21 protein-coding genes are annotated in these 17903 nt (G+C 71.6%); 6 read left to right on the top strand and 15 right to left on the bottom strand.

The window, feature by feature from the left end:
* Positions 1 to 6: 6 nt before the first annotated feature.
* A complete protein-coding gene (locus ACQPY0_RS39340) occupies positions 7 to 558 on the bottom strand; it encodes a TetR/AcrR family transcriptional regulator (RefSeq protein ID WP_432972868.1) in 552 nt (183 codons plus the stop codon).
* Positions 559 to 932: 374 nt separating this feature from the next.
* On the opposite strand from ACQPY0_RS39340, the gene ACQPY0_RS39335 reads away from it, so the two are divergent.
* Entirely contained in the window at positions 933 to 2165 is a 1233-nt protein-coding gene (locus ACQPY0_RS39335) for a hypothetical protein (RefSeq protein ID WP_432972865.1), read from the top strand.
* A gap of 56 nt (positions 2166 to 2221) precedes the next feature.
* Here ACQPY0_RS39335 and ACQPY0_RS39330 read toward each other — a convergent pair whose 3' ends face one another.
* The 7 genes from ACQPY0_RS39330 to ACQPY0_RS39300 form a co-directional block, all read right to left on the bottom strand.
* Positions 2222 to 3202 (bottom strand): N-acetylglucosamine kinase, encoded by a 981-nt coding sequence (locus tag ACQPY0_RS39330; RefSeq protein WP_432972862.1) that lies wholly within the window; start codon positions 3200 to 3202, stop codon positions 2222 to 2224.
* Positions 3199 to 4440, bottom strand: a complete 1242-nt coding sequence (locus tag ACQPY0_RS39325) for a 6-phospho-beta-glucosidase (RefSeq protein ID WP_432972859.1) — start codon at positions 4438 to 4440, stop codon at positions 3199 to 3201. Before ACQPY0_RS39325 ends, ACQPY0_RS39330 begins: the two co-directional genes overlap by 4 nt.
* Positions 4437 to 5258, bottom strand: coding sequence for a carbohydrate ABC transporter permease (locus ACQPY0_RS39320; RefSeq protein WP_432972856.1), 822 nt, complete (start codon positions 5256 to 5258; stop codon positions 4437 to 4439). Before ACQPY0_RS39320 ends, ACQPY0_RS39325 begins: the two co-directional genes overlap by 4 nt.
* Positions 5255 to 6175, bottom strand: a complete 921-nt coding sequence (locus tag ACQPY0_RS39315; RefSeq protein WP_432972853.1) for a carbohydrate ABC transporter permease — start codon at positions 6173 to 6175, stop codon at positions 5255 to 5257. The genes ACQPY0_RS39320 and ACQPY0_RS39315 overlap by 4 nt, the downstream gene beginning before the upstream one ends.
* Before the next feature lie 2 nt (positions 6176 to 6177).
* Complete coding sequence (locus ACQPY0_RS39310; RefSeq protein WP_432972850.1) at positions 6178 to 7479, bottom strand: ABC transporter substrate-binding protein; 1302 nt, start codon at positions 7477 to 7479, stop codon at positions 6178 to 6180.
* Positions 7480 to 7489: 10 nt separating this feature from the next.
* Positions 7490 to 8593 carry an ROK family transcriptional regulator gene (locus ACQPY0_RS39305; RefSeq protein ID WP_432972847.1) on the bottom strand — a complete coding sequence of 368 codons (1104 nt, stop codon included), beginning with the start codon at positions 8591 to 8593 and terminating at the stop codon, positions 7490 to 7492.
* 327 nt (positions 8594 to 8920) lie between these two features.
* On the bottom strand, positions 8921 to 9304 hold the full coding sequence (locus ACQPY0_RS39300) for a DUF1992 domain-containing protein (RefSeq protein ID WP_432972844.1): 384 nt from the start codon (positions 9302 to 9304) through the stop codon (positions 8921 to 8923).
* A 35-nt stretch (positions 9305 to 9339) separates the two neighbouring features.
* On the opposite strand from ACQPY0_RS39300, the gene ACQPY0_RS39295 reads away from it, so the two are divergent.
* Together ACQPY0_RS39295 and ACQPY0_RS39290 are read left to right on the top strand one after the other, a co-directional pair.
* Positions 9340 to 9906, top strand: coding sequence for a DedA family protein (locus ACQPY0_RS39295; protein ID WP_432972841.1), 567 nt, complete (start codon positions 9340 to 9342; stop codon positions 9904 to 9906).
* A gap of 173 nt (positions 9907 to 10079) precedes the next feature.
* On the top strand, positions 10080 to 10637 hold the full coding sequence (locus ACQPY0_RS39290; RefSeq protein WP_432972838.1) for a chaplin family protein: 558 nt from the start codon (positions 10080 to 10082) through the stop codon (positions 10635 to 10637).
* Positions 10638 to 10874: 237 nt separating this feature from the next.
* On the opposite strand, the gene ACQPY0_RS39285 is transcribed toward ACQPY0_RS39290, so the two are convergent.
* Both ACQPY0_RS39285 and ACQPY0_RS39280 read right to left on the bottom strand, forming a co-directional pair.
* Positions 10875 to 11699: a PhzF family phenazine biosynthesis protein gene (locus ACQPY0_RS39285; protein ID WP_432972835.1), complete on the bottom strand. Its 825-nt coding sequence runs from the start codon at positions 11697 to 11699 to the stop codon at positions 10875 to 10877.
* A gap of 105 nt (positions 11700 to 11804) precedes the next feature.
* Entirely contained in the window at positions 11805 to 12230 is a 426-nt protein-coding gene (locus tag ACQPY0_RS39280) for a hypothetical protein (RefSeq protein WP_432972832.1), read from the bottom strand.
* 268 nt (positions 12231 to 12498) lie between these two features.
* Between ACQPY0_RS39280 and ACQPY0_RS39275 the strand changes: the two genes are divergently transcribed.
* Positions 12499 to 13413 (top strand): aminoglycoside phosphotransferase family protein, encoded by a 915-nt coding sequence (locus ACQPY0_RS39275; RefSeq protein WP_432972829.1) that lies wholly within the window; start codon positions 12499 to 12501, stop codon positions 13411 to 13413.
* A 62-nt stretch (positions 13414 to 13475) separates the two neighbouring features.
* Here ACQPY0_RS39275 and ACQPY0_RS39270 read toward each other — a convergent pair whose 3' ends face one another.
* A complete protein-coding gene (locus ACQPY0_RS39270; RefSeq protein WP_432972826.1) occupies positions 13476 to 14348 on the bottom strand; it encodes a LysR substrate-binding domain-containing protein in 873 nt (290 codons plus the stop codon).
* 71 nt (positions 14349 to 14419) lie between these two features.
* On the opposite strand from ACQPY0_RS39270, the gene ACQPY0_RS39265 reads away from it, so the two are divergent.
* Positions 14420 to 15295 carry a 4-hydroxy-tetrahydrodipicolinate synthase family protein gene (locus tag ACQPY0_RS39265; protein ID WP_432972823.1) on the top strand — a complete coding sequence of 292 codons (876 nt, stop codon included), beginning with the start codon at positions 14420 to 14422 and terminating at the stop codon, positions 15293 to 15295.
* A 28-nt stretch (positions 15296 to 15323) separates the two neighbouring features.
* On the opposite strand, the gene ACQPY0_RS39260 is transcribed toward ACQPY0_RS39265, so the two are convergent.
* The 3 genes from ACQPY0_RS39260 to ACQPY0_RS39250 form a co-directional block, all read right to left on the bottom strand.
* Positions 15324 to 15716: a hypothetical protein gene (locus ACQPY0_RS39260; protein ID WP_432972820.1), complete on the bottom strand. Its 393-nt coding sequence runs from the start codon at positions 15714 to 15716 to the stop codon at positions 15324 to 15326.
* Between the two features lie 87 nt (positions 15717 to 15803).
* Positions 15804 to 16211: a PLD nuclease N-terminal domain-containing protein gene (locus ACQPY0_RS39255; RefSeq protein WP_432972817.1), complete on the bottom strand. Its 408-nt coding sequence runs from the start codon at positions 16209 to 16211 to the stop codon at positions 15804 to 15806.
* Between the two features lie 77 nt (positions 16212 to 16288).
* Positions 16289 to 16711, bottom strand: coding sequence for a hypothetical protein (locus ACQPY0_RS39250; RefSeq protein ID WP_432972814.1), 423 nt, complete (start codon positions 16709 to 16711; stop codon positions 16289 to 16291).
* Positions 16712 to 16801: 90 nt separating this feature from the next.
* On the opposite strand from ACQPY0_RS39250, the gene ACQPY0_RS39245 reads away from it, so the two are divergent.
* The gene (locus ACQPY0_RS39245) at positions 16802 to 17407 is read left to right on the top strand and encodes an MBL fold metallo-hydrolase (RefSeq protein ID WP_432972811.1); all 606 of its coding nucleotides are present in this window, start codon (positions 16802 to 16804) and stop codon (positions 17405 to 17407) included.
* Between the two features lie 9 nt (positions 17408 to 17416).
* On the opposite strand, the gene ACQPY0_RS39240 is transcribed toward ACQPY0_RS39245, so the two are convergent.
* The gene (locus ACQPY0_RS39240) at positions 17417 to 17851 is read right to left on the bottom strand and encodes a MarR family winged helix-turn-helix transcriptional regulator (protein ID WP_432972808.1); all 435 of its coding nucleotides are present in this window, start codon (positions 17849 to 17851) and stop codon (positions 17417 to 17419) included.
* Between the last annotated feature and the right edge of the window lie 52 nt (positions 17852 to 17903).

Raw genomic sequence — 17903 nt, 5'->3', positions numbered from 1 at the left:
ACGGTTTCAGGTGAGCGGTGCGAGAGCGCGCGTCGCGGCCTCGATCAGCGCGGCGCGCAGGTCTTCGTCGGAGTACCGCTGGTCTTCGTACTCGATGCCGAACGCGATCGCCGGAATCCCGGCGAGCACCAGCTTCGCGGCGATGACGGTCCCGGGCGAGTCGCACGGCCCCGCGAGGACCTCCCAGATCCGCCTGGTCATCCCGTGGACGTTGCGCAGGCCCGGCTGCCGCAGCAGACTCGGCAGGTCCCCGTAGATGATCTGGATCTCCTTGCGGAATCGCATCGACAGATCCACGAACCCCTCGATCGCCGCCGCCCGCGCCGCAGCGCCCTCAAGCCGCTCGAGCCGTTCGCAGAGCTGCTCGAGCTCCGCGATCGCCGGCGCGCACAGCTCGGTGAAAATCGCTTCCTTGCTGTCGAAGTGGTACAGCAGCGCCGCCTTGGAGCACCCGACATCGACCGCGATGTCATGCAGCGAGGTCCCCTTGTACCCGGCCGCCGCGAACTGGCGCGCCGCCGCGGCCAGAATCTCATCACGCGTGTTGCTACGAACCACGACTCACCTCCACCGCGCCGCCCGACGACCTGTCCGATCGGTCAGTTCCCTCGCCCGCCAGCATGCCTGGCCGATCGGTCAGACTCTGACCGATCGGACAGTTTTGAGAGCCACCTCACAGCCCTCCGCCTTTTTTGGGGACCCTGTAGGCGATTCGGTGATCTGGTCGGCATGGCCGTGGGGCAGAGGCGCCGGTCGATCAATATCGGGCAAGGATCTCAGCCGGTGTCGGGCCGGGCCGGTCGCTGGTTCCTCACCCGGGGCCACCGGGACGGTGGGTCGAACGCGTGCCTGGCCGCAGGCACGGACCGTACGCCGAGCGCCGGATCGCTACGATGGCTGCCCACGGTGACGGTACGCGCAAAGGAGCGCCGGTGACCCGACAGACCTGGCGGTCGGTGCTGGACGGCCGCCTCGACCACGCGGTGTCGGCCATGGCCGAGCTCGCCGACTCGCGGCCCGGCAACCCGAAGGCCCAAGCCCTGTTCGACCAGTTCGCGGCGGCCGATCCCCGCGCAGTCCGGCGGGCGGGAAGCCTCATCACCAGGCCCCTTCCGGTGCGTCACCCCGACAGCCTGGCGTTCGCCCCGGATCTCTGCGAGTTCGCAGTGCTCGGACGGTTGGGCCAACGCAATCGTGTGGAGATGTTCGACCTGCCCACCGGCGAGCCGCGGGACAGTTTCCTCCTGCGCCCGGATCGAGAGGGGGATCCGCTCTACCGCGATGTGGTGCATCTAGGCGACGCCATCGTCGTGACCGAGTCGTACAACGGGCCGCGGAACCACCTTTCGATCGTCCGGTATCGTCGTCCCGGTTGGGTCCGGGAGGTCATTGCCGAGCCGACCTCGTGGTTCTATCCGGGCATGGCCGCCGTCCCGGGCGGCTTCATCGTGGGCGGGGCCGGCGAGTTTCTGATCGGCAGCGGGGACGGCCCGATCCGGCAGGCGCCGGCCGATGGCGACGTCACGGTGTTGGCCGGCGACCCGATCAGCGGCCGGGTGGCGGTCACCATCCGCCCCACGTTTCCCGAGCCGCCGTCGTTCGCCGTCCTCGACCCCGATCTGCGGGTTGTGGCCCGCCACACGGCCCGGTCGGAGACCGACGAGGTCGCGATCGCCTGGTTCTGCGGGCCTGATCGCGTGCTGACCTGCGGGATGTGGAAATACCTGCGCGCTTGGGAGGCCGTCGGTGGGGAGCTGGTGCAACAGGGCGGCGAGTACCTGCCGAAGTACGAGTTGCAGTTCCCCACGCATCAGTTCCCGCTCGGGCTCACCTACGTGCCCGGCCACGACCTGGTCGCACTGGAGTTCCCGGCCGCGCCGCCGCGCTGGTACGACCCGGCCCGCCTCGACCGGGTCGAGGCGCCGGATCCGTTCGGCAAGCAGGGGTTCCCGCTGTGGATCTCACCCGGCGGTGAGTACGCGCTCCTCGAGGACCACGACGGCGTTCTGGAACTGGCCGACCTGCGGCTGGCGAACCTCGTCACCCGACCCATGGCGGGGCTGGGGCCGGCGGACCTCGAGCCACTCGCCCGGCGTGAGGGACAACTCGACGACGACGCGAAGCTGGTGCTGAGCCTCCTGCGGGCCCGCTTGGCATACGTGTGACCGTCGCCGAGCATCGCATCGAGCCGCGGTGACGTCCTGCGATGCACGGGGGCGGGTCAGAGCGTTGCGCGGACCGCGGTTTCCAGTGGGGGAGGACAGGTGCCGCCGTGGAGGGCGTCCAGGGCCAGCAGGGCGGCGCCCACCACCGGAGGTTGGGTCAGGACCGTGACCTCGGCGTTCGGGGACAGGGCCGACACGCGGGCCAGGAGGTCGTCGTGGAGCTGAGCGTGGCGGGCTGTGAGAACGCCACCGCCCAGGACGATGGTGTACGGCGCGGTGAGCAGGTCGAGGCGGGCGGCCGAGACCCGGATCAGGGACTCGATCTCGTCGGCCAGGCGGGTCACCACGCCGGTGGCGATCTCGTCGCCCTCGGCGGCCACCTCGAACAGCACCTCGCACAGTTCGTCCAGGCGGGACATGGGCAGGTCGCCCAGGTGGAAGGCGATCGTCACCGCCTCCACCGTCGGCCGCCCGAAGTGGGTGCTGACCGCGGCTTGCAGGGCCGACGCCCGGCCGCGGCCGTCCTCGGAGCGGTTGGCGTGATACAGGGCCAGGGCCGCCAGGTGGTGGCCGCCGCCCCAGTCGCCGGAGAGCTGGCCCAGGGCTGGGAAGCGAGACGTGGCGCCGTCGGATCTCCGGCCGGCCGCGTTGATGCCGGCGCCGCAGACCACGCCCACCGCGTCGGGGTCGGCGGTCCCGGCGCGCAGCAGAGCGAACAGGTCGTTGTCGACCGTCGAGGCGGTGGCCAGCGCCAGGGCGGCCACTGCGGTGTTGAGGCGTTCCACCTCGACGGGGAGGTCGGCGCCGGCGACGTAGACGCAGAGCTGGTCGAGCTCGATCGACGCGGGCAGGGACGCCTTCGCGCGGGCCTCGGCGACCAGGGCCGCGAGCTGGGAAAGGGCCCCTTCCAGGCCCAGGACGTGCGGGGAGGTGGTCGGGCCGGTCACGCGGGACAGGATGCGGCCGTCGGAGTCGCCCAGGACCACGTCGGTCTTGGAGTTGCCGCCGTCCGCCGCGGCGTAGAGCCGTGCGGTCACGACAGCCAGGCCAGGTGGGCGCGGTTGGCGGACAGCAGCTCGTCGGTCAGGCGGGAGGCCTTGGCATGCTGAGCGACCAGCGGGTGGGCCAGCAGCGCCCGATACACGCGGTCGCGGCCGCCCCGCAGGGCCGCGTCGACGGCCAGTTCCTCGTAGGCGGAGACCGCCGCGACCAGGCCGGCCAGCTCGGGGATCAGCGGCGGGGCGGGCAGCGGGGTCGCGCCGCCGGAGCCGACGCGGCAGGTGGCCTCGATGACGGCCTCGTCGGGCAGGAACGGCAGGAAGCCCCGGTTGCGGACGTTGACCGCGTGCCGGGCGCCGTCGTCGCCGTGCAGGGACGCGATCAGGCCCACCGCGGCCTCGGAGTAGAAGGCGCCGCCGCGCTGGCCCAGCAGGTCGGGTTTGGTGGTCAGGGATGCATCGGCGTACAACTGCAGCAGCTGTTCCTCGATCTCGGCCACGCGCTGGCCGCGGGTGGGCCGGCCGCGCTCCTCGGCCACCACCTCGTCGTGGCAGTAGAAGTAGCGCAGGTAGTACGACGGGACGCAGCGCAGCGACGCGAGCACCTCGGCCGGCAGCTGCAGGCCCCCGGCGATCTCGTCGAGGCCCTTGTCCAGCAGCTCGGGCAGACGGTCGACGCCGTCGACGTAGGCGGCGCGCTCCCAGGTCAGGTGGTTGAGGCCCACGTGGTCCAGGGTCACCGCCGCCGGGTCGACGCCCAGGGCGGCGGCCCAGCGGCGCTGAAAGCCGATGGCGACGTTGCACAGGCCGGCGGCGCGGTGACCGTCGTCGAGCAGGGCGCGGGTGACGATGCCGACCGGGTTGGTGAAGTTGACGATCCATGCGCCCGGATCGGCGCGGCGGGCGATGTCCAGCACGACCGGCACAGTGCGCAGGGCCTTCGCGAAGCCGCCGGCACCCGTGGTCTCCTGGCCCACGCAGTCGCAGGCCAGGGGGAACGTCTCGTCGCTGATGCGGGCCTGCTGGCCGCCGACGCGCAGCTGGATGACCACAGTGGACGCACCGGCCAGGGCGTCGTCCACATCGGACGTCCAGCGCAGCCGCGTGTCGCTGCCGTGGTGGCGCAGGAGGCGCTGGGCGAACGGGCCCACGACGGACAGGCGCTGCTGGTGGGGGTCCAGCAGTACGATCTCCGAAACGAACGGCGCCAGCCGGGCGAACCCGTCGACGAGCTCCGGGGTGTAGGTGGACCCGCCACCGACGACGGCGATCTTCAACCCTTGACTCCTGTCAGTGTCACGCCCTGCACGAAGGCGCGTTGCGCGAAGAAGAACAGCGCCACGACCGGCACCATCGTCAGGATGGTCGCCGCGCTCACCAGGTTCCACTGCACGTGGTGCAGGGTGCGGAAGGAGGCCAGGCCCAGCGAGAGCGTCCAGTTGTTCTCGTTCTCGCTGGTGTACAGCAGCGGACCGTAGTAGTCGTTCCAAGCGTAGAAGAACTGGAACAACGCCGCGGCCGCAATGCCCGGCCGGGCCATCGGCAGGACGACCCGCAGCAGCGTGCGCCACTCGCCGCAGCCGTCGACGCGGGCCGCGTCCAGGTATTCGCCGGGGATGGTGACCAGGAACTGGCGCAGCAGGAAGATGGAGAACGCGTCGCCGAACAGCATCGGCAGCACCAGCGGCCACAGGGTGCCGGTGAGGCCGTAGCCGGCCCACAGGAGGTACAGCGGAACGGTTGTCACCTGCGGCGGGATCATCATCATGCACACGATGACCACCAGGACGGCGCCACGGCCGCGCCAGCGCAGCTTCGCCAGGGCGTAGGCGGCCGGCACACTGGACAGCAGCATGAACGCCGTCGCGAGCACGGCGTACAGGACCGTGTTGAGCAGATACCGGGGCATCGGCGTGCGCGCGAAGACGTGCGCGTAGTTCTCCGGATGCCAGGACGTCGGCCAGTACTGCGAGGTCAGCGCCTGCGCGTCGGACATGAAGGAGGTCAGCAGCAGGAAACCGACCGGCGCGACGAACATGACGCACAGCGCTATCGCGAGGCTGTGCCGGGCGATCCAGACGAGCTTGCCGTTCACGAGGCGGTCTCCGGGTCGACGGTACGGCGCAGCAGCAGCAACGACACCCCGAGCGCGACCACGAACAGCACCACGGCCAGGGCGTTGGCGTAGCCGAGCGCCCCGTAGCGGAACCCGACCACGTACAGCCACAGCGGGTAGGTGAACGTGGAGCCCTCCGGGTAGCCGAACGTGGAGGAGATCCCGGCGCCGGTGGTGGCCTGGCCGCTGGCCGCGCTCGCGGCGACGGCGGCCTGCGTGAAGTACTGCAGCGTTTGGATCACCCCGATGACCGCGGTGAAAATCACGACCGGCCGGATGTGTGGCAGCGTCACGTGCCGGAACCGCTGCCACGCGTTGGCGCCGTCCAGCGCCGCCGCCTCGTGCTGCGCGACCGGCACGTCGAGCAGGGCGGCGAGGTAGAGCACCATGACGTCGCCGAGGCCCCACACGCACAGCAGGACCAGCGACGGCTTGGACCAGTCGGGGGAGTTGAACCACAGCGGCGGGTCGAGCCCGAGGTGCGCCAGCGCCGTGTTCACCGGGCCGACGCCGGGCTTGAGCAGGTACACGAACGCCAGCGTCGCCGCGACCGGCGGGGCGAGCGCGGGCAGGTAGAAAATGGTGCGGTACCACCCGCTGCCCCGCTTCAGCTTCGTGAGCAGCATCGCGCTGGCCAGGCCCGTGAGCATCCGCGCCGGGACCATGACGATCACGCACCACAGGGTGTTGCGCGCCGCGGTGGCCAGGAACGAGTCGGCGAACATGTGCCGGTAGTTGCGCAGGCCCACCCACTCCGGCGTGCTCAGCAGGTCGAACTTCGTGAACGAGAAGTAGACCGCGGACACCAGCGGGTACAGGAAGAAGACCACGATGCCGACCGTCGCCGGCGCCATGAAGGAGGCGACGGTCAGCGCGTGGCGCAGCTTGTGGTGCACCCTCAGCCGCCCAGTTGCAGCAGCGAGTTGATCTGCTTGTCGGTGTCGGCGAGTCCGGCCTTGAGGTCGGTGGCCTTGCCGCTCTGCCAGCTGTCGCAGAAGGTCTGGAACGTCTCCTGGTAGGCCGGGCCGGCCGAGGACGGCGGGGTGGTCGTGGTCTTCGGGTTGTTGAAGATGTCGATGAACGTCTTGAACTCGGCGTCGAGCTTCAGCTCCGGCGAGGCAAGGGCGTCCTTTGTGGACGGAATGTTCTTGAGACTGTTGGCCAGCTTGACGATCGCCTTGGTGTCGGTGGTGAGGTACTTGATGAGCTCCCACGCCGCCTCAGGGTTCTTGGCGGTCCTGGAGATGCCGATGACGTTGCCGGTCACGTAGCCGGCGCCATAACGCTCCGATGTGGACGCCGGCATCGGCGCCACCCCGAAGTCGAGGTCCGGGGCCTGGTCCTTGGCGAACGCGATGCGGTACTCCCCGTCGATCGCCATCGCGATCTGGCCCTTCTGGAAGGCGTTGGCGTCGGAGTACTCGTCGCCGAGCCCGGCCCGGAACGCCTCGAGCTTGTCGTAGCCGAACCAGTCCACGAGGCTCTTCTGCCACTGCAGCAGCTGCGGCCAGCCGGCGTCGCCGCCGATCGCCGAGGAGCCGTCGCCCTTGAGCCACTGGGCGCCGACCATCGGCCCGAGGTGGCTCGGCGTGTTCTCGTAGAAGCCGAACAGCGGCAGGAACCCGGCGGTGGTGATGGTGCCGTCGGCCGAGCGCTTCGTGAGCTTCTTCGCGTCCTCGGCGAACTCCTCGAGCGTTCTGGGCGGGCCGGCGATCCCGGCCTCGGCGAAGAGCTTCTTGTTGTAGTACAGGCCGTACGCGTCGGCGAGGACCGGCATCGCGCAGCGCTTGCCCTTGTACTCGGTGTACTGCTTCACGGTCTGCGGGAAGGCGTCCATCGAGACCTTGTCGCGACCGATGTACGGCGCCAGGTCCAGCCACGCGCCGGATGAGCAGAACTGCCCGACGATGTCGGTGGAGTACGACAGGCCCACGTCCGGGCCCTGGCCGCCACCGATCGCCTGGGTCATCTTCGAGTCGTCCTGCCCGGACTTGACGACGACCTTGATCTTCGGGTGACTCGCTTGGAAGTCGGTGACGACCGAGTCGATCGCCTCCGCCTCCCGGTCGGTGAAGAAGTGCCAGAACTCGACGGTGCCGGAGACTTCCGCGCCAGGCTCGGCGATCGGCTTGTCCTTCGGCCCCGGGGTGCAGGCGGCCGTCAGCGCGACGGCCGCGGCGAGCACGACGAGACGACGCACGGGGTACTCCTCACTGGGGGGTGGGTTGGCGCAGGGCGGCGAGGAGGTTCTCCCGCACCGCGTTCACCGCCGCGTCGCCCGCGCCCAGCAGCGGCGCGTCGCCGTCGACGGTGCTCACCGCGATCGCCGTCGGCAGCGGCGCGGCGTGGGACATGGCCTCGGTGACGGCGTCGCCGAGCGGATCGCCGTAGACGCGCGCGAGCTCGCCGCCGATGACGACGAGCGGCGGGTCGAGGACGGCGACCACGGCGGCGAGGCCGAGCACGATGCGGGCGGCGAGCACTTCGAGGAGCTCGCTTCTGCTGCGGTACTGTGCTGAGAGAGCCCGAACCGCGTCCGGCCCGACGAGGTCGTGGAAGTCCCCGTCACCGACCGGGATGTAGCCGATCTCCCCGGCCCCGCCCCGGGCACCCCGCAGGATCTGCTTGTTGCCGAGATCGATGGCCAGACCGAGGCCACTGTCGCCGAGCCACAGCAGCACGAACCCGTCAGCGCCCTGCGCCGCGCCGTGGGCCCGCTCGGCGAGCGCGGCGAGGTTGACGTCGTTGTCGACGCCGACGCCGGTGCGCAGCCGCGCGCCGAGCTCGTCGACCAGCCCCGGCCGGCTCCACCCCGGCACGTCGACGTGGTGGATGACCCGGTCCCGGGGGTCGAACGATCCGGCCACGGCCAGTTGCACGTGTGCGACCCGTCGCGGGTCGGCGTCGCCGGCCGCGCACAGTGCCGCCACGGTGTCCTCGATCGCCGTCGCCGGATCTGTTCTCGCGAAATCAACCGGTACTTCCTGTTGCGCCCGCTTCGCGCCACGCAGGTCGTAGAGCGCGGCGGTGAGCGCGGGGGCGTGGTCGCGCACGGACATCGCCACCGCGTACGCCGCGTCGGCGTTCACGGCGTAGACCTCCGCGTTCGGCCCCGGCCGCCCGGTCTCGTGCCCGACCCCGACGACGAGCCCGGCCTCGGCGAGGCGGCGGATCGCCTCGGAGACGGTGGGCTTGGACCGGCCGGTGAGCCGGCGCAGCTCGGTGCGGGTGAGCTCGCCGTGGTCGAGCAGGTGGCCGAGCGCGGCGGACTCGTTGAGGGCCTTGAGCAGCTTGGAGGATCCCCCGAGGGCCACGGTCCCTCCTCGCAACTAATAGACAGATTGACTAACAGTTGCAGGCAAAGGTAAGCGCCGTCACATGCCGCTGTCAATGCCCTGCTGGCCGGCCACCCGACTGCCTTGGGTGGCCAGGGTGTCACGCTGCGCAGCGTGAGGTGCCGACGATTTGGTGGCGTGCTGTAGCGTTAATTTTGAGAGCGGAGCCGCGACGCACTGGGCTATGTGTTCGATTGCCGCGCACTCGGTTACGTGTTCGCTTCCCGCGCGCTGGCCTATGTGTTCGGTTCCCGCTCTCGCGAACTGGCGGACGTGGTTGCCGCCGCTGCGTGGCGGTCGACCGGGTCAGCCGCGGCGGGCGTGCCAGGTGGCGATGAGCTCGTCCGCGTCCAGGGGGCGTAGGATGGTGGGCGGGCCTTCGATGAGGCCGCGTTTGGCGCGCTCGATGCGCACGTTCAGCTCGGCGACGGCCCGGCGCAGGGACTCCTCGGTGCGGAATCGGCCCAGCTCCTCCGGCAGGTCCTCCACCTCCCGGCGCAGGCGCAGCGTCGGCGGGATGCCGCCCGGCAGGCGCTCGCGGCGGGCCAGGTCCTTGACCCACCAGTCCTCGTCGTAGAGTTCGCCGTGGTCGGGCAGCGGGCGGCCCGCGCCGGGCAGGTCGTCGAAGTCGCCGCGCTCCTGGGCCTCGCGGATCTGCCGGTCGATGTGGGACTCATACCAACTGGTCATTGCCGCCCAGTCTACCCGTGGCAGGATCTTGGTCGATGGAGCATGTCGAGCGGTACGGTTACCCGGCGCTGGCGCTCCTGGTGCTGCTGGAAGGGCTCGGCATCCCGACCCCCGCGGTGACCGCCATCGTCACGGCCTCGGCACTCGCCGCGCACGGGCAGCTCTCCCTGCCGGTCGTCGCGGTTGTGACGTACGCGGCCGCCGTGGCGGGGGACAACCTCGGGTACCTGCTCGGCCGGCGCGCCGGGCGGCCGGCGGTGCTGCGGTTCGGGCGGCGGGTCGGGCTCACCGAGGAGCGCTTCGCGCGGGCCGAGCGGTTCATCGCCACGCGCGGGAAGAACATCATCGTGATCGCGCGGTTCGTGGACGGGCTGCGCCAGAGCAACGGGATCATCGCGGGCGCCACGGCGCTGGCCTGGCACGCCTACGCGATCCGGGACGCGATCGGCGGGGTGCTGTGGACGGCACTCTGGGTGAGCGTCGGGGCCGTGGCGGGGAACAACCTGCACACTCTGCAGCGGTATCGCCTGTGGGTGCTCGTCGTCGTCGGCGTCTTCGCGGTTGTGGCCGTGGTGCGATACCTGATCAAGCGGCGCCGCTGACCCGCCGGGCCGAACGGGCTAGTTGAGGGTGCCAAGAAAGACTACTTTATGTCACCGCATGGGTGCATTGCGTGACGGGATTTCGTGAAATATCCGTCCGGACCTCGCATTTCGGGTTAGGTGGAGGGCGCGACGGACGTTCCCCGTCGATCACTCGTCGAAAGGTCGTCATCATGAAACGCTGGCTCATCCGGTCGGTGCAGGTCGCCGCGCTGGCCATGGGTGGCCTCGCGCTCACCGGGACCGCCGCCCACGCCGACTGGGACAGCGGGCCCAACGTTGGGTTCTTCAACGGCAACCAGAGCTCCACCACCATTCAGACGCCGGTCAACATCTGCGGCAACTCGCTGGCGATCATCGGGTTCGCGAGCGCGAACTGCAACGGTGGCGCGGTGGCCTACAACGGCGACGGCGGCGCGTTCAGCGGTGCCGGCGGCTCCAACGGCTACGGCAACAGCAACGGTTACGGCAACAGCAACAACTACGGCGCGAACAGCTACCACAAGAAGCACAAGAAGCACCGCAACGGCGGCGCGGCCAACGTCAACTCGGCCGACGACCGCGGCGGCCGCAACGGCGGCGGGGCGCTGGCCTACAACAGCAACGGCAACTGGACCACCGGCTACAACGTCGGCCTCGGCAACGGCAACCAGTCGTCGTTGACGGTGCAGGCGCCGTTCAACGTGTCGTGCAACTCGGTCGCGCTGATCGGCTTCGCATCCAGTTGCTGAGCGAAGCCGGCTGAGCCGGCCTCGGCTGCGGGAAGCCGGCTGAGCCGGCCTCGGCTGAGGACGCCAACCTCAGCTCAGCATGCCTCAGCTGAGCAGCGAACGTCAGCTGAGACGCTGAGCAGCCAACGGCCGACCGACGTAGCGGGGCACCGCCTGCCCCGGCCACGTGGAGCGTTGACCGATGCCCGCAGGAACAGCCCTTCCGCGGTACGGCATCGGTCAACGCTCTTGCGTTCTTCAGGGGATCGGCACGGCACGGCCGGTGACGGACACCCCGCTGGCGGGATCGGCGTCGAGGCCCACCCGCAGCAGGCTCGGGCGGCCCAGGTCGTGGCCCTGGTGGACCGTCACGGTGGCGGGGACGGGCACCAGGCCCAGCTCGCGCAGGTATCCGCCGAACGCCGCGGCCGCCGCGCCCGTCGCCGGATCCTCGTAGACGCCGCCGGGCGGGAACGGGTTGCGGGCGTGGAAGACGAACTCGGACTCGCGCCACACCAGGTCGACGGTCGTCCAGTCGTGCTCGGCCATGAGGTCGCGCAGCGCCGGCTCGTCGTAGTCGAGGTCGGCCAGCCGCTCGCGGGTGGCGACGGCGACGACCGGATGCCAGGCGCCGGCGAACGCGGCCCGCAGCGGCAGCGCCGGGTCCAGCTCGCCCGGCTCGTACCGCAGCGCCGCCAGCAGCCGTTCGCGCACGTCGCCGGGGATCGGGGCGCTGGACGGGGCGACGCTGCGCAGGGTCGCGCTGTTGCCTTCGGTGTCCACGGCGATCTCGCCGACGCTCGCGGCGAGGCGCAGCGGGCCGGGGCCGAAACGCTCGGCGAACGCGACCGCGGCGGCGATCGTCGCGTGGCCGCAGAAGGGGACCTCCGCGAGGGGGCTGAAGTAGCGTACGGCCGCGCCGCGTTCGCCCGCCGGGGTCAGGAACGCGGTCTCGGAGTATCCGACCTCGGCCGCGATGCGTTGCATGCGCACGTCGTCGAGGCCGGTCGCGTCGAGCACGACCCCGGCCGGGTTGCCGCCGCCGGGATTGTCGGTGAAGGCGGCGTATCGCAGGATCTCCATGCGGTCGACGGTAGGCCGCGGCCGTCACGACGGCGGATGCCAATCGGCCGGCGGTGGCATGTCGCCGACCGCCGGCCGAGGGGCGTTCCCAACGTGGAGCGAGTGTTACTTGTCGGCGACGCCGAGGTGCGGCTCGCCGCCGCCCGAGTGGAGCTCGGTGCCCTCGGTGAACGCGGCGTCGAAGCGCGACTGGAGCGCGTCGAGCTCGCCGAACTCGGCCTGGTGCGAGCTCTCGGAGCCCTCGGCGGCGAAGGTGTGGTCGTCGACGGAGGCGTCGTGGCTGTAGTTGGTGTAGTCGTCCGACTCGAAGTGGACCGCGGCGGGCTGGTCGTACTCGACGTGGTGACCCTGCGAGAAGTCCGTCGACTCCTGGGCGTGGTGGTCGTTCTCGTACACGCCGAACTGCGAGTGCGCGTCCGCCTCCGAGCCGTGCGCCTGGTGCAGCTGGTCGAGGGCGTCGTGCTCCTGACCCGCCTCGTAGTGGCCGTAGTCGACGTCGTGGCCAGTGTCGCCGGCGTCGAAGTCGCTCATGGAGAGTTCCCCCTCGTTTGCTAACAGACTGCGATGTCACCGACGTTACGGACTGTGCGGCATTCCGGAATCCCCCAAACGTGCCACGCGTCACATCCTGTCAGCCGTCCGGGCGGGGGACATCCGGCCTCACGTGCTCGTATTCACGTCCAGCTGTATCCGGCGACCATCGACAGATCAACGACACAGCAGCGGACCGTGTGCAAGCCGTGACGGCGCGCCGCGAAAACGACTGGGCCGCAGGAAGCGCCTCTGCGAGCATCGGCGGATGGTGCGGGCATCGGGGGTACGTATCAGCTGGGCGCAGTTGCCGCCCACGGTCCGCGGCGCGGTGGAGGACATCGTGGGGGAGCCGGTCGTCGAGGCGGTTTCGCAGCGCGGCGGGTTCTCGCCGGGCACCGCCGACCGGGTCGTCACCGCGGGCGGCCGGCGCGCGTTCGTCAAGGCGGTCGGGTCCGTGCTCAACCCGCGGACGCCGGCGATGCACCGGGCCGAGGCCCGGGTCGCCGCGCGGCTGCCGGAGGGGACCGCCACCCCGCGGCTGCTCGGGCTCCACGACGACGGCGACTGGGTCGCCCTGGTCTACGAGGACGTCGAGGGCCGGCACCCGCACACGCCGTGGCGGCCGGACGAGATCGACGCGGTCCTCGCCGCGCTGCGGAAGCTCGCCGTGCCGGTGACCGGGCTGCCGTCGCTGCGGGAGGAGTCGGTGCCCGGCTTCGCCGGCTGGCACAACCTCGCCGCCGACCCGCCGCCGCGCCTCGACCCGTGGGCCGCCGCGAACCTCGGCCGGCTCGCCGACCTCGCCGACGAGGGGCTGGCGGCGCTGGACGGCGACCGGCTCGTCCACGGCGACGTGCGGGCCGACAGCCTGCTCATCCGGCCTGACGGCTCCGTGGCCGTCGTCGACTGGCCGTTCGGCTGCGCGGGCCCGGCCTGGTTCGACACGCTGACCCTCGTGCTCAACGTCCGGCTGTACGGCGGTGAGCTCGCCGACGACGTCATCGACGCCGACGAGGCCGCGATCACCGGCTGCCTGGCCGGGCTGGCCGGCATGTTCACCGACCTGGCCCGGCATCCGGCGCCGCCCGGCCTGCCGACGCTGCGCAAGTTCCAGCAGGACCAGGCCGACGTGATGCTGCCGTGGCTGCGGCAACGGCTTGCCGCGCGGCGAGCAGGTTGAGCGGGGCCGCCGTGGCGAAGGTCAGGAGAGTGGCGAAGCCGTCGCACCGAACACCGCGCGTATCAGATCGACGCGGCCGCGGGGATGCCGAGGGCCGTGGCGAAGGCGAGGACCGCCGGATGTGACGCCGCGCCCGCGCGGTAGGCCAGACGGGTGCGGCGGCGGGTCGGCAGCGGGGTCAGCGTCACGCCGGCGGGGGCGTCCCGGGCGGCCAGCTCCGGAATCAGGGCCACGCCCTGGCCGGCGGCGACGAACGTCAGGACGGTGACGAAGTCGTCGGCGTGGTGGCGTACGCGCGGGGTGAAGCCCGCCGCCTCGCACGCCCGCACGGTCATCGTGTGGCACAGCGTGCCCTGGCTGGCGAGGATCCACGGCTCGTCGCGGCACTCGGGCAGTGCGAGCGGGGCCCGCGCGGCCAGGTAGATGGTCTCGTCGAGCAGGGCGGTGGTGCGCAGGGCCGGGTCCGGCTCGATCGGGACCAGGTCGTAGTCGTGGACCAGGGCCACGTCCAGCCGGCCGTCGCGCAGCAATTGTGGTACGACCGCCGGGTCCAGCTCCTGAACGCTCAGCTCGAGCGCCGGATGCGCGCCGCCCAGCGCGACCAGGGCCGGCGGCAGCAGGGTGCGCATCGCGGTCGGGAACGCGCCGATGCGCAGCGGACCCGACAGGCCGGTGCGACCGGCGGCCAGGGCGGCGTCGGCGCGTTCGAGGGCGGCCAGAACCTCCTCGGCGTGGGCGACCAGCGTGCGGCCGGCCGGCGTGAGCGTGACCCGGCGGCCGGTGCGCGAAAGCAGCGCCACCCCGGCCTCCCGCTCCAGCGCGGCGAGCTGCTGCGACACGGCCGACGGGGTGTACGTGTGCGCGGCCGCGACCGCCGCGATCGTCCCGTGCTGGGCGAGGTCGCGCAGCAGGCGCAGCCGCCGGACGTCGAGCATCAGCTCAGCTTACGCTCGCCGCCACGAACGTGAACTGGTTCTGGCGCTCGTGACCGGCGAGGCTGGACCGCATGGACCTGAACGGGATCTTCGTGCCGCTCGTCACGCCCTTCGACGCGGACGGCGCGGTGGATCGAGGGGCGCTTCGCGCATTGGCCGAAGGTGTACTCGCTGAGGGCGCCGCCGGCCTCGTCGCGCTCGGCACGACCGGCGAGCCCGCCACGCTCTCGGCGCGCGAGAAGGCGATCGTCGTCGAGACCGCCGCGGCGACCGGCGCGCCGCTGCTCGTCGGGGTCGGCGGCAGCTCGACCGCGGCCGGTGTCGAGCAGGTGCGCGCCCTGCCGCCGGGGACGGCCGCGTTGGTGCTCGTCCCGCCGTACACGCGACCGGGTGAGGCGGGCGTTGTCGCCCACTTCCGCGCCGTCGCCGGGGCCGCGTCCGGGCCCGTCGTCGTCTACCACGTGCCGTACCGCACGGGTCAGCCGCTGTCCGTGGACACCCTGCTGGAGTTGGCGGCGATCCCCGGCGTGGCCGGCATGAAACTCTCCGACGGCGCGATCACCGCCGACACCGTCGCCCTGTTCGCCGCCGCCCCGGAGCACTTCGCGATCCTCGGCGGCGACGACGCCGTCATCTCGCCGTTGCTGGCGATCGGCGCGAGCGGCGGCATCCTGGCCTCGGCGCACGTGGCCACCGCGCGGTACACGGCCCTGTGCGACGCCTGGCGCAGCGGCGACGCGGCGACCGCCCGCGCCCTGGGCCCGGGCCTGGCCGAGCTGTCGGCGGCGCTGTTCGCGGAGCCGAACCCGGCGGTGGTCAAGGCCGTCCTGCACCACCAGGGCCGGATCCCGACCCCGGCGGTCCGGCTGCCGCTGTTGCCGGCGACCGCGGCCGCCCGCGACCGGGCGCTGCTGCACATGGCGAAGGCCGGCCACCACAACGGGTGACCGGCCTTGAGCCAGGGGTGATGGAACGTCAGTTGGCCGCGACGCCGAACTGGCCCTCGCCGCCGTGGACCTGGGTGCCCTCGGCGAACGCCGAGTCGAAGCGCGACTGCAGGGCGTCGAGCTCACCGAACTCGGCCTGGTGCGCGTTCTCCGAGCCCTCGGCCACGAACACGTGGTCGTCGACCGACGCGTCGTGCGAGTAGTTCGTGAAGTCGTCCGACTCGAAGTGCACGGCCGCCGGCTGGTCGTACTCGACGTGGTGACCCTGCGAGAAGTCCGTGGACTCCTGGGCGTGGTGGTCGTTCTCGTACACGCCGAACTGGTTGTTGTAGTCGGCCTCCGAACCCTGCGCCTGGTGCAGCTGGTCGAGGCCCTCGTGCTCCTGGCCCGCCTCGTAGTGCCCGTAGTCCATGTCGCTCATCTGTATCCCCCTGGGGAAGTCGTTGTCGCTGTTGAGGAGAACGTTAGGGGTACGGCGAGCGGGTTTGCTCCCGGAAACGTGCCAGCGCTACCGCTGCGGGCCGTCCTCGCGCTTGCGCAGCTCCTCCTCGCGCCGGCGCAGGTCCGCCTCCCACTTGGAGAACATCTCCTCGTCCGCGCGGCGGTTGCGGGCCAGATCGCGCAGGAACTCGGGGTCGTCGTCCGGGGCCACCTGCCGGGCCCGGGGCCGCTGGTCCTCCGGGAACCCGTTCCCGGGCCGCCACTGCGCCCCGGCGCCGGCCCGGGCGGGCTGCTGCGGGCGGCCGGCGACGAACCAGGCGATCCAGCCGACCGGCGAGAACAGCAGGATGATGAACACCCACGCGACCTTCGGCAGGTTTCGCACCAGCACCTCGTCCGTCGACAGGCAGTCGATCAGCGCGACCACGAGCACGACGAGGTCGATCAGGAACAGCAGTCCATAGAGGCGAATCACGCGGGACATCATGCCGCTGCGGGCCGCCGCTGTCCGCCCCGTGACCGGACTGCAATGATCGCGGCCCCCGACCGGCGCTATGGGGTGATCCGGACGCGGAGGTATCCGAGGTCGAGCTCGCAGCGGCGCAGCCGGTCCAGGGTGGTGCGGCCGGCGTCGAGCGGGATCAGCAGGGCGTGGCCGGTCCGCTCGGGGCGGAGGTCGCCGCGGCGCTTCGGCGCTTCGGCGGCGGGCGGGCGGGCGTGGTGCCGCTCGGGGCGGCCCGGGCCGAGGCGCTGCCGGACGTCGGACCAGCGCCCGGCCGGAAACCGCAGGCCCTCGTCGGCCAGCACCAGGTCCACCGGGATGCCGCGCTCGTCGCGCAGCGGGAACGCGACCAGGGTCCGCTCCCCGGTCAGCTCGGCCAGGGCCAGCATCCGTAGCGCGGTGCGGCGGGTGACGTGCAGCTCGCCGGCGCGGGTGAGCACGGCGGCGCACAGCGGCCGGGCCGGGCGCAGCACACGGTACTCGTACGGGCCGACCCGGACATCGTCGCGGCGCGCGGGGCGCAGGCGGGCGCCGGCGGGTGGTACCGCATAGGGTTGGACCTCATGGTGCGCATCGAACGACTGGTCACGTCGGGCACGTTCTCGCTGGACGGCGAGACCTTCGACGTCGACAACAACGTGTGGATCGTCGGTGACGACGAGGAGGCCCTGATCATCGACGCGGCCCATGACGCCGGGGCGATCGTGGACGCGCTGGGCGGCCGTCGCGCCGTCGCGATCGTGTGCACGCACGGTCACGACGACCACATCGATGCCGCACCCGAGGTGGCGCTGCGCACGGGCGCGCCGATCCTGCTGCACCCGGAAGATCTGCCGCTGTGGCACATGAGGCACCCCGCTCTCCAACCGACCACGCACCTTACCGACGGGCAGGCGATCGCGGTGGCCGGTGCCGAGCTGACCGTCCTGCACACACCCGGCCACAGCCCCGGCGCGGTGTGCCTGCACCTGCCGTCGGAGGGCGTGGTCTTCTCCGGCGACACGCTGTTCGAGGGCGGCCCGGGCGCGACCGGCCGATCGTTTTCGGACAAGCCGACGATCCTCAGGTCGATCACCGAGCGCCTCATGACCCTGCCGCCGGCCACCGTCGTGCACACCGGCCACGGCCCCGACACGACCATCGGCGCGGAGGCCGGCAACATCAAGTAGCGTCCGGCATCACGGCGACTCCGCGATCCTTTCGAGGATCGCGGCCGCACGCAGCACCGCGTCCCGCTCGCCGGTGGTGAGCTGCGCGGCCATCACCGACGCCAGCCACTCGTCGCGGATACGCATGTCCTCGCGCAGCGCCGCCCGCCCGGCGTCGGTGATCGAGAACACCCGCTGCCGCTTGTCGGCCGGGTTCGCCAGCCGGACGGTGTGCCCGTCGTCCTCCAGTTCGGCGAGCACCCGCGTCACCGACTGCGGCTGCAGCCGGTCCGCCGCCGCGAGTGCCCCCGCGGCCATCGGCCCCTTCCGCGCGAGGTGGCCGAGCAGGCTGATCTTCGTGAGGCTGAGCCCGTCGGCGGACCGCTGCAGCTGCAGCCGCCGCGAGAGCCGCTGGGTCGCGCGCCGGACCGTGCGGGCGGCGCTCAGATCGGGGTCGGGCTCCACGGGCTGCCTCTTCTTGGACGGTTGCGCTCACGCTACGCGACTGAGATATTCA

The sequence above is a fragment of the Dactylosporangium sp. CA-233914 genome (assembly GCF_050942935.1).
Classification (GTDB): Bacteria; Actinomycetota; Actinomycetes; order Mycobacteriales; family Micromonosporaceae; genus Dactylosporangium.
This window is presented reverse-complemented; position numbering and strand designations above follow the sequence as displayed.

Excerpts from the sequence above, each read along its gene's own strand:
- ACQPY0_RS39270 (WP_432972826.1), bottom strand. The coding sequence starts at position 14,348 with ATGCTCGACGTCCGGCGGCTGCGCCTGCTGCGCGACCTCGCCCAGCAC.
- ACQPY0_RS39280 (WP_432972832.1), bottom strand. The coding sequence starts at position 12,230 with ATGAGCGACTTCGACGCCGGCGACACTGGCCACGACGTCGACTACGGC.
- ACQPY0_RS39245 (WP_432972811.1), top strand. The coding sequence starts at position 16,802 with ATGGTGCGCATCGAACGACTGGTCACGTCGGGCACGTTCTCGCTGGAC.
- ACQPY0_RS39260 (WP_432972820.1), bottom strand. The coding sequence starts at position 15,716 with ATGAGCGACATGGACTACGGGCACTACGAGGCGGGCCAGGAGCACGAG.
- ACQPY0_RS39265 (WP_432972823.1), top strand. The coding sequence starts at position 14,420 with ATGGACCTGAACGGGATCTTCGTGCCGCTCGTCACGCCCTTCGACGCG.
- ACQPY0_RS39295 (WP_432972841.1), top strand. The coding sequence starts at position 9,340 with ATGGAGCATGTCGAGCGGTACGGTTACCCGGCGCTGGCGCTCCTGGTG.
- ACQPY0_RS39300 (WP_432972844.1), bottom strand. The coding sequence starts at position 9,304 with ATGACCAGTTGGTATGAGTCCCACATCGACCGGCAGATCCGCGAGGCC.
- ACQPY0_RS39285 (WP_432972835.1), bottom strand. The coding sequence starts at position 11,699 with ATGGAGATCCTGCGATACGCCGCCTTCACCGACAATCCCGGCGGCGGC.
- ACQPY0_RS39290 (WP_432972838.1), top strand. The coding sequence starts at position 10,080 with ATGAAACGCTGGCTCATCCGGTCGGTGCAGGTCGCCGCGCTGGCCATG.
- ACQPY0_RS39275 (WP_432972829.1), top strand. The coding sequence starts at position 12,499 with ATGGTGCGGGCATCGGGGGTACGTATCAGCTGGGCGCAGTTGCCGCCC.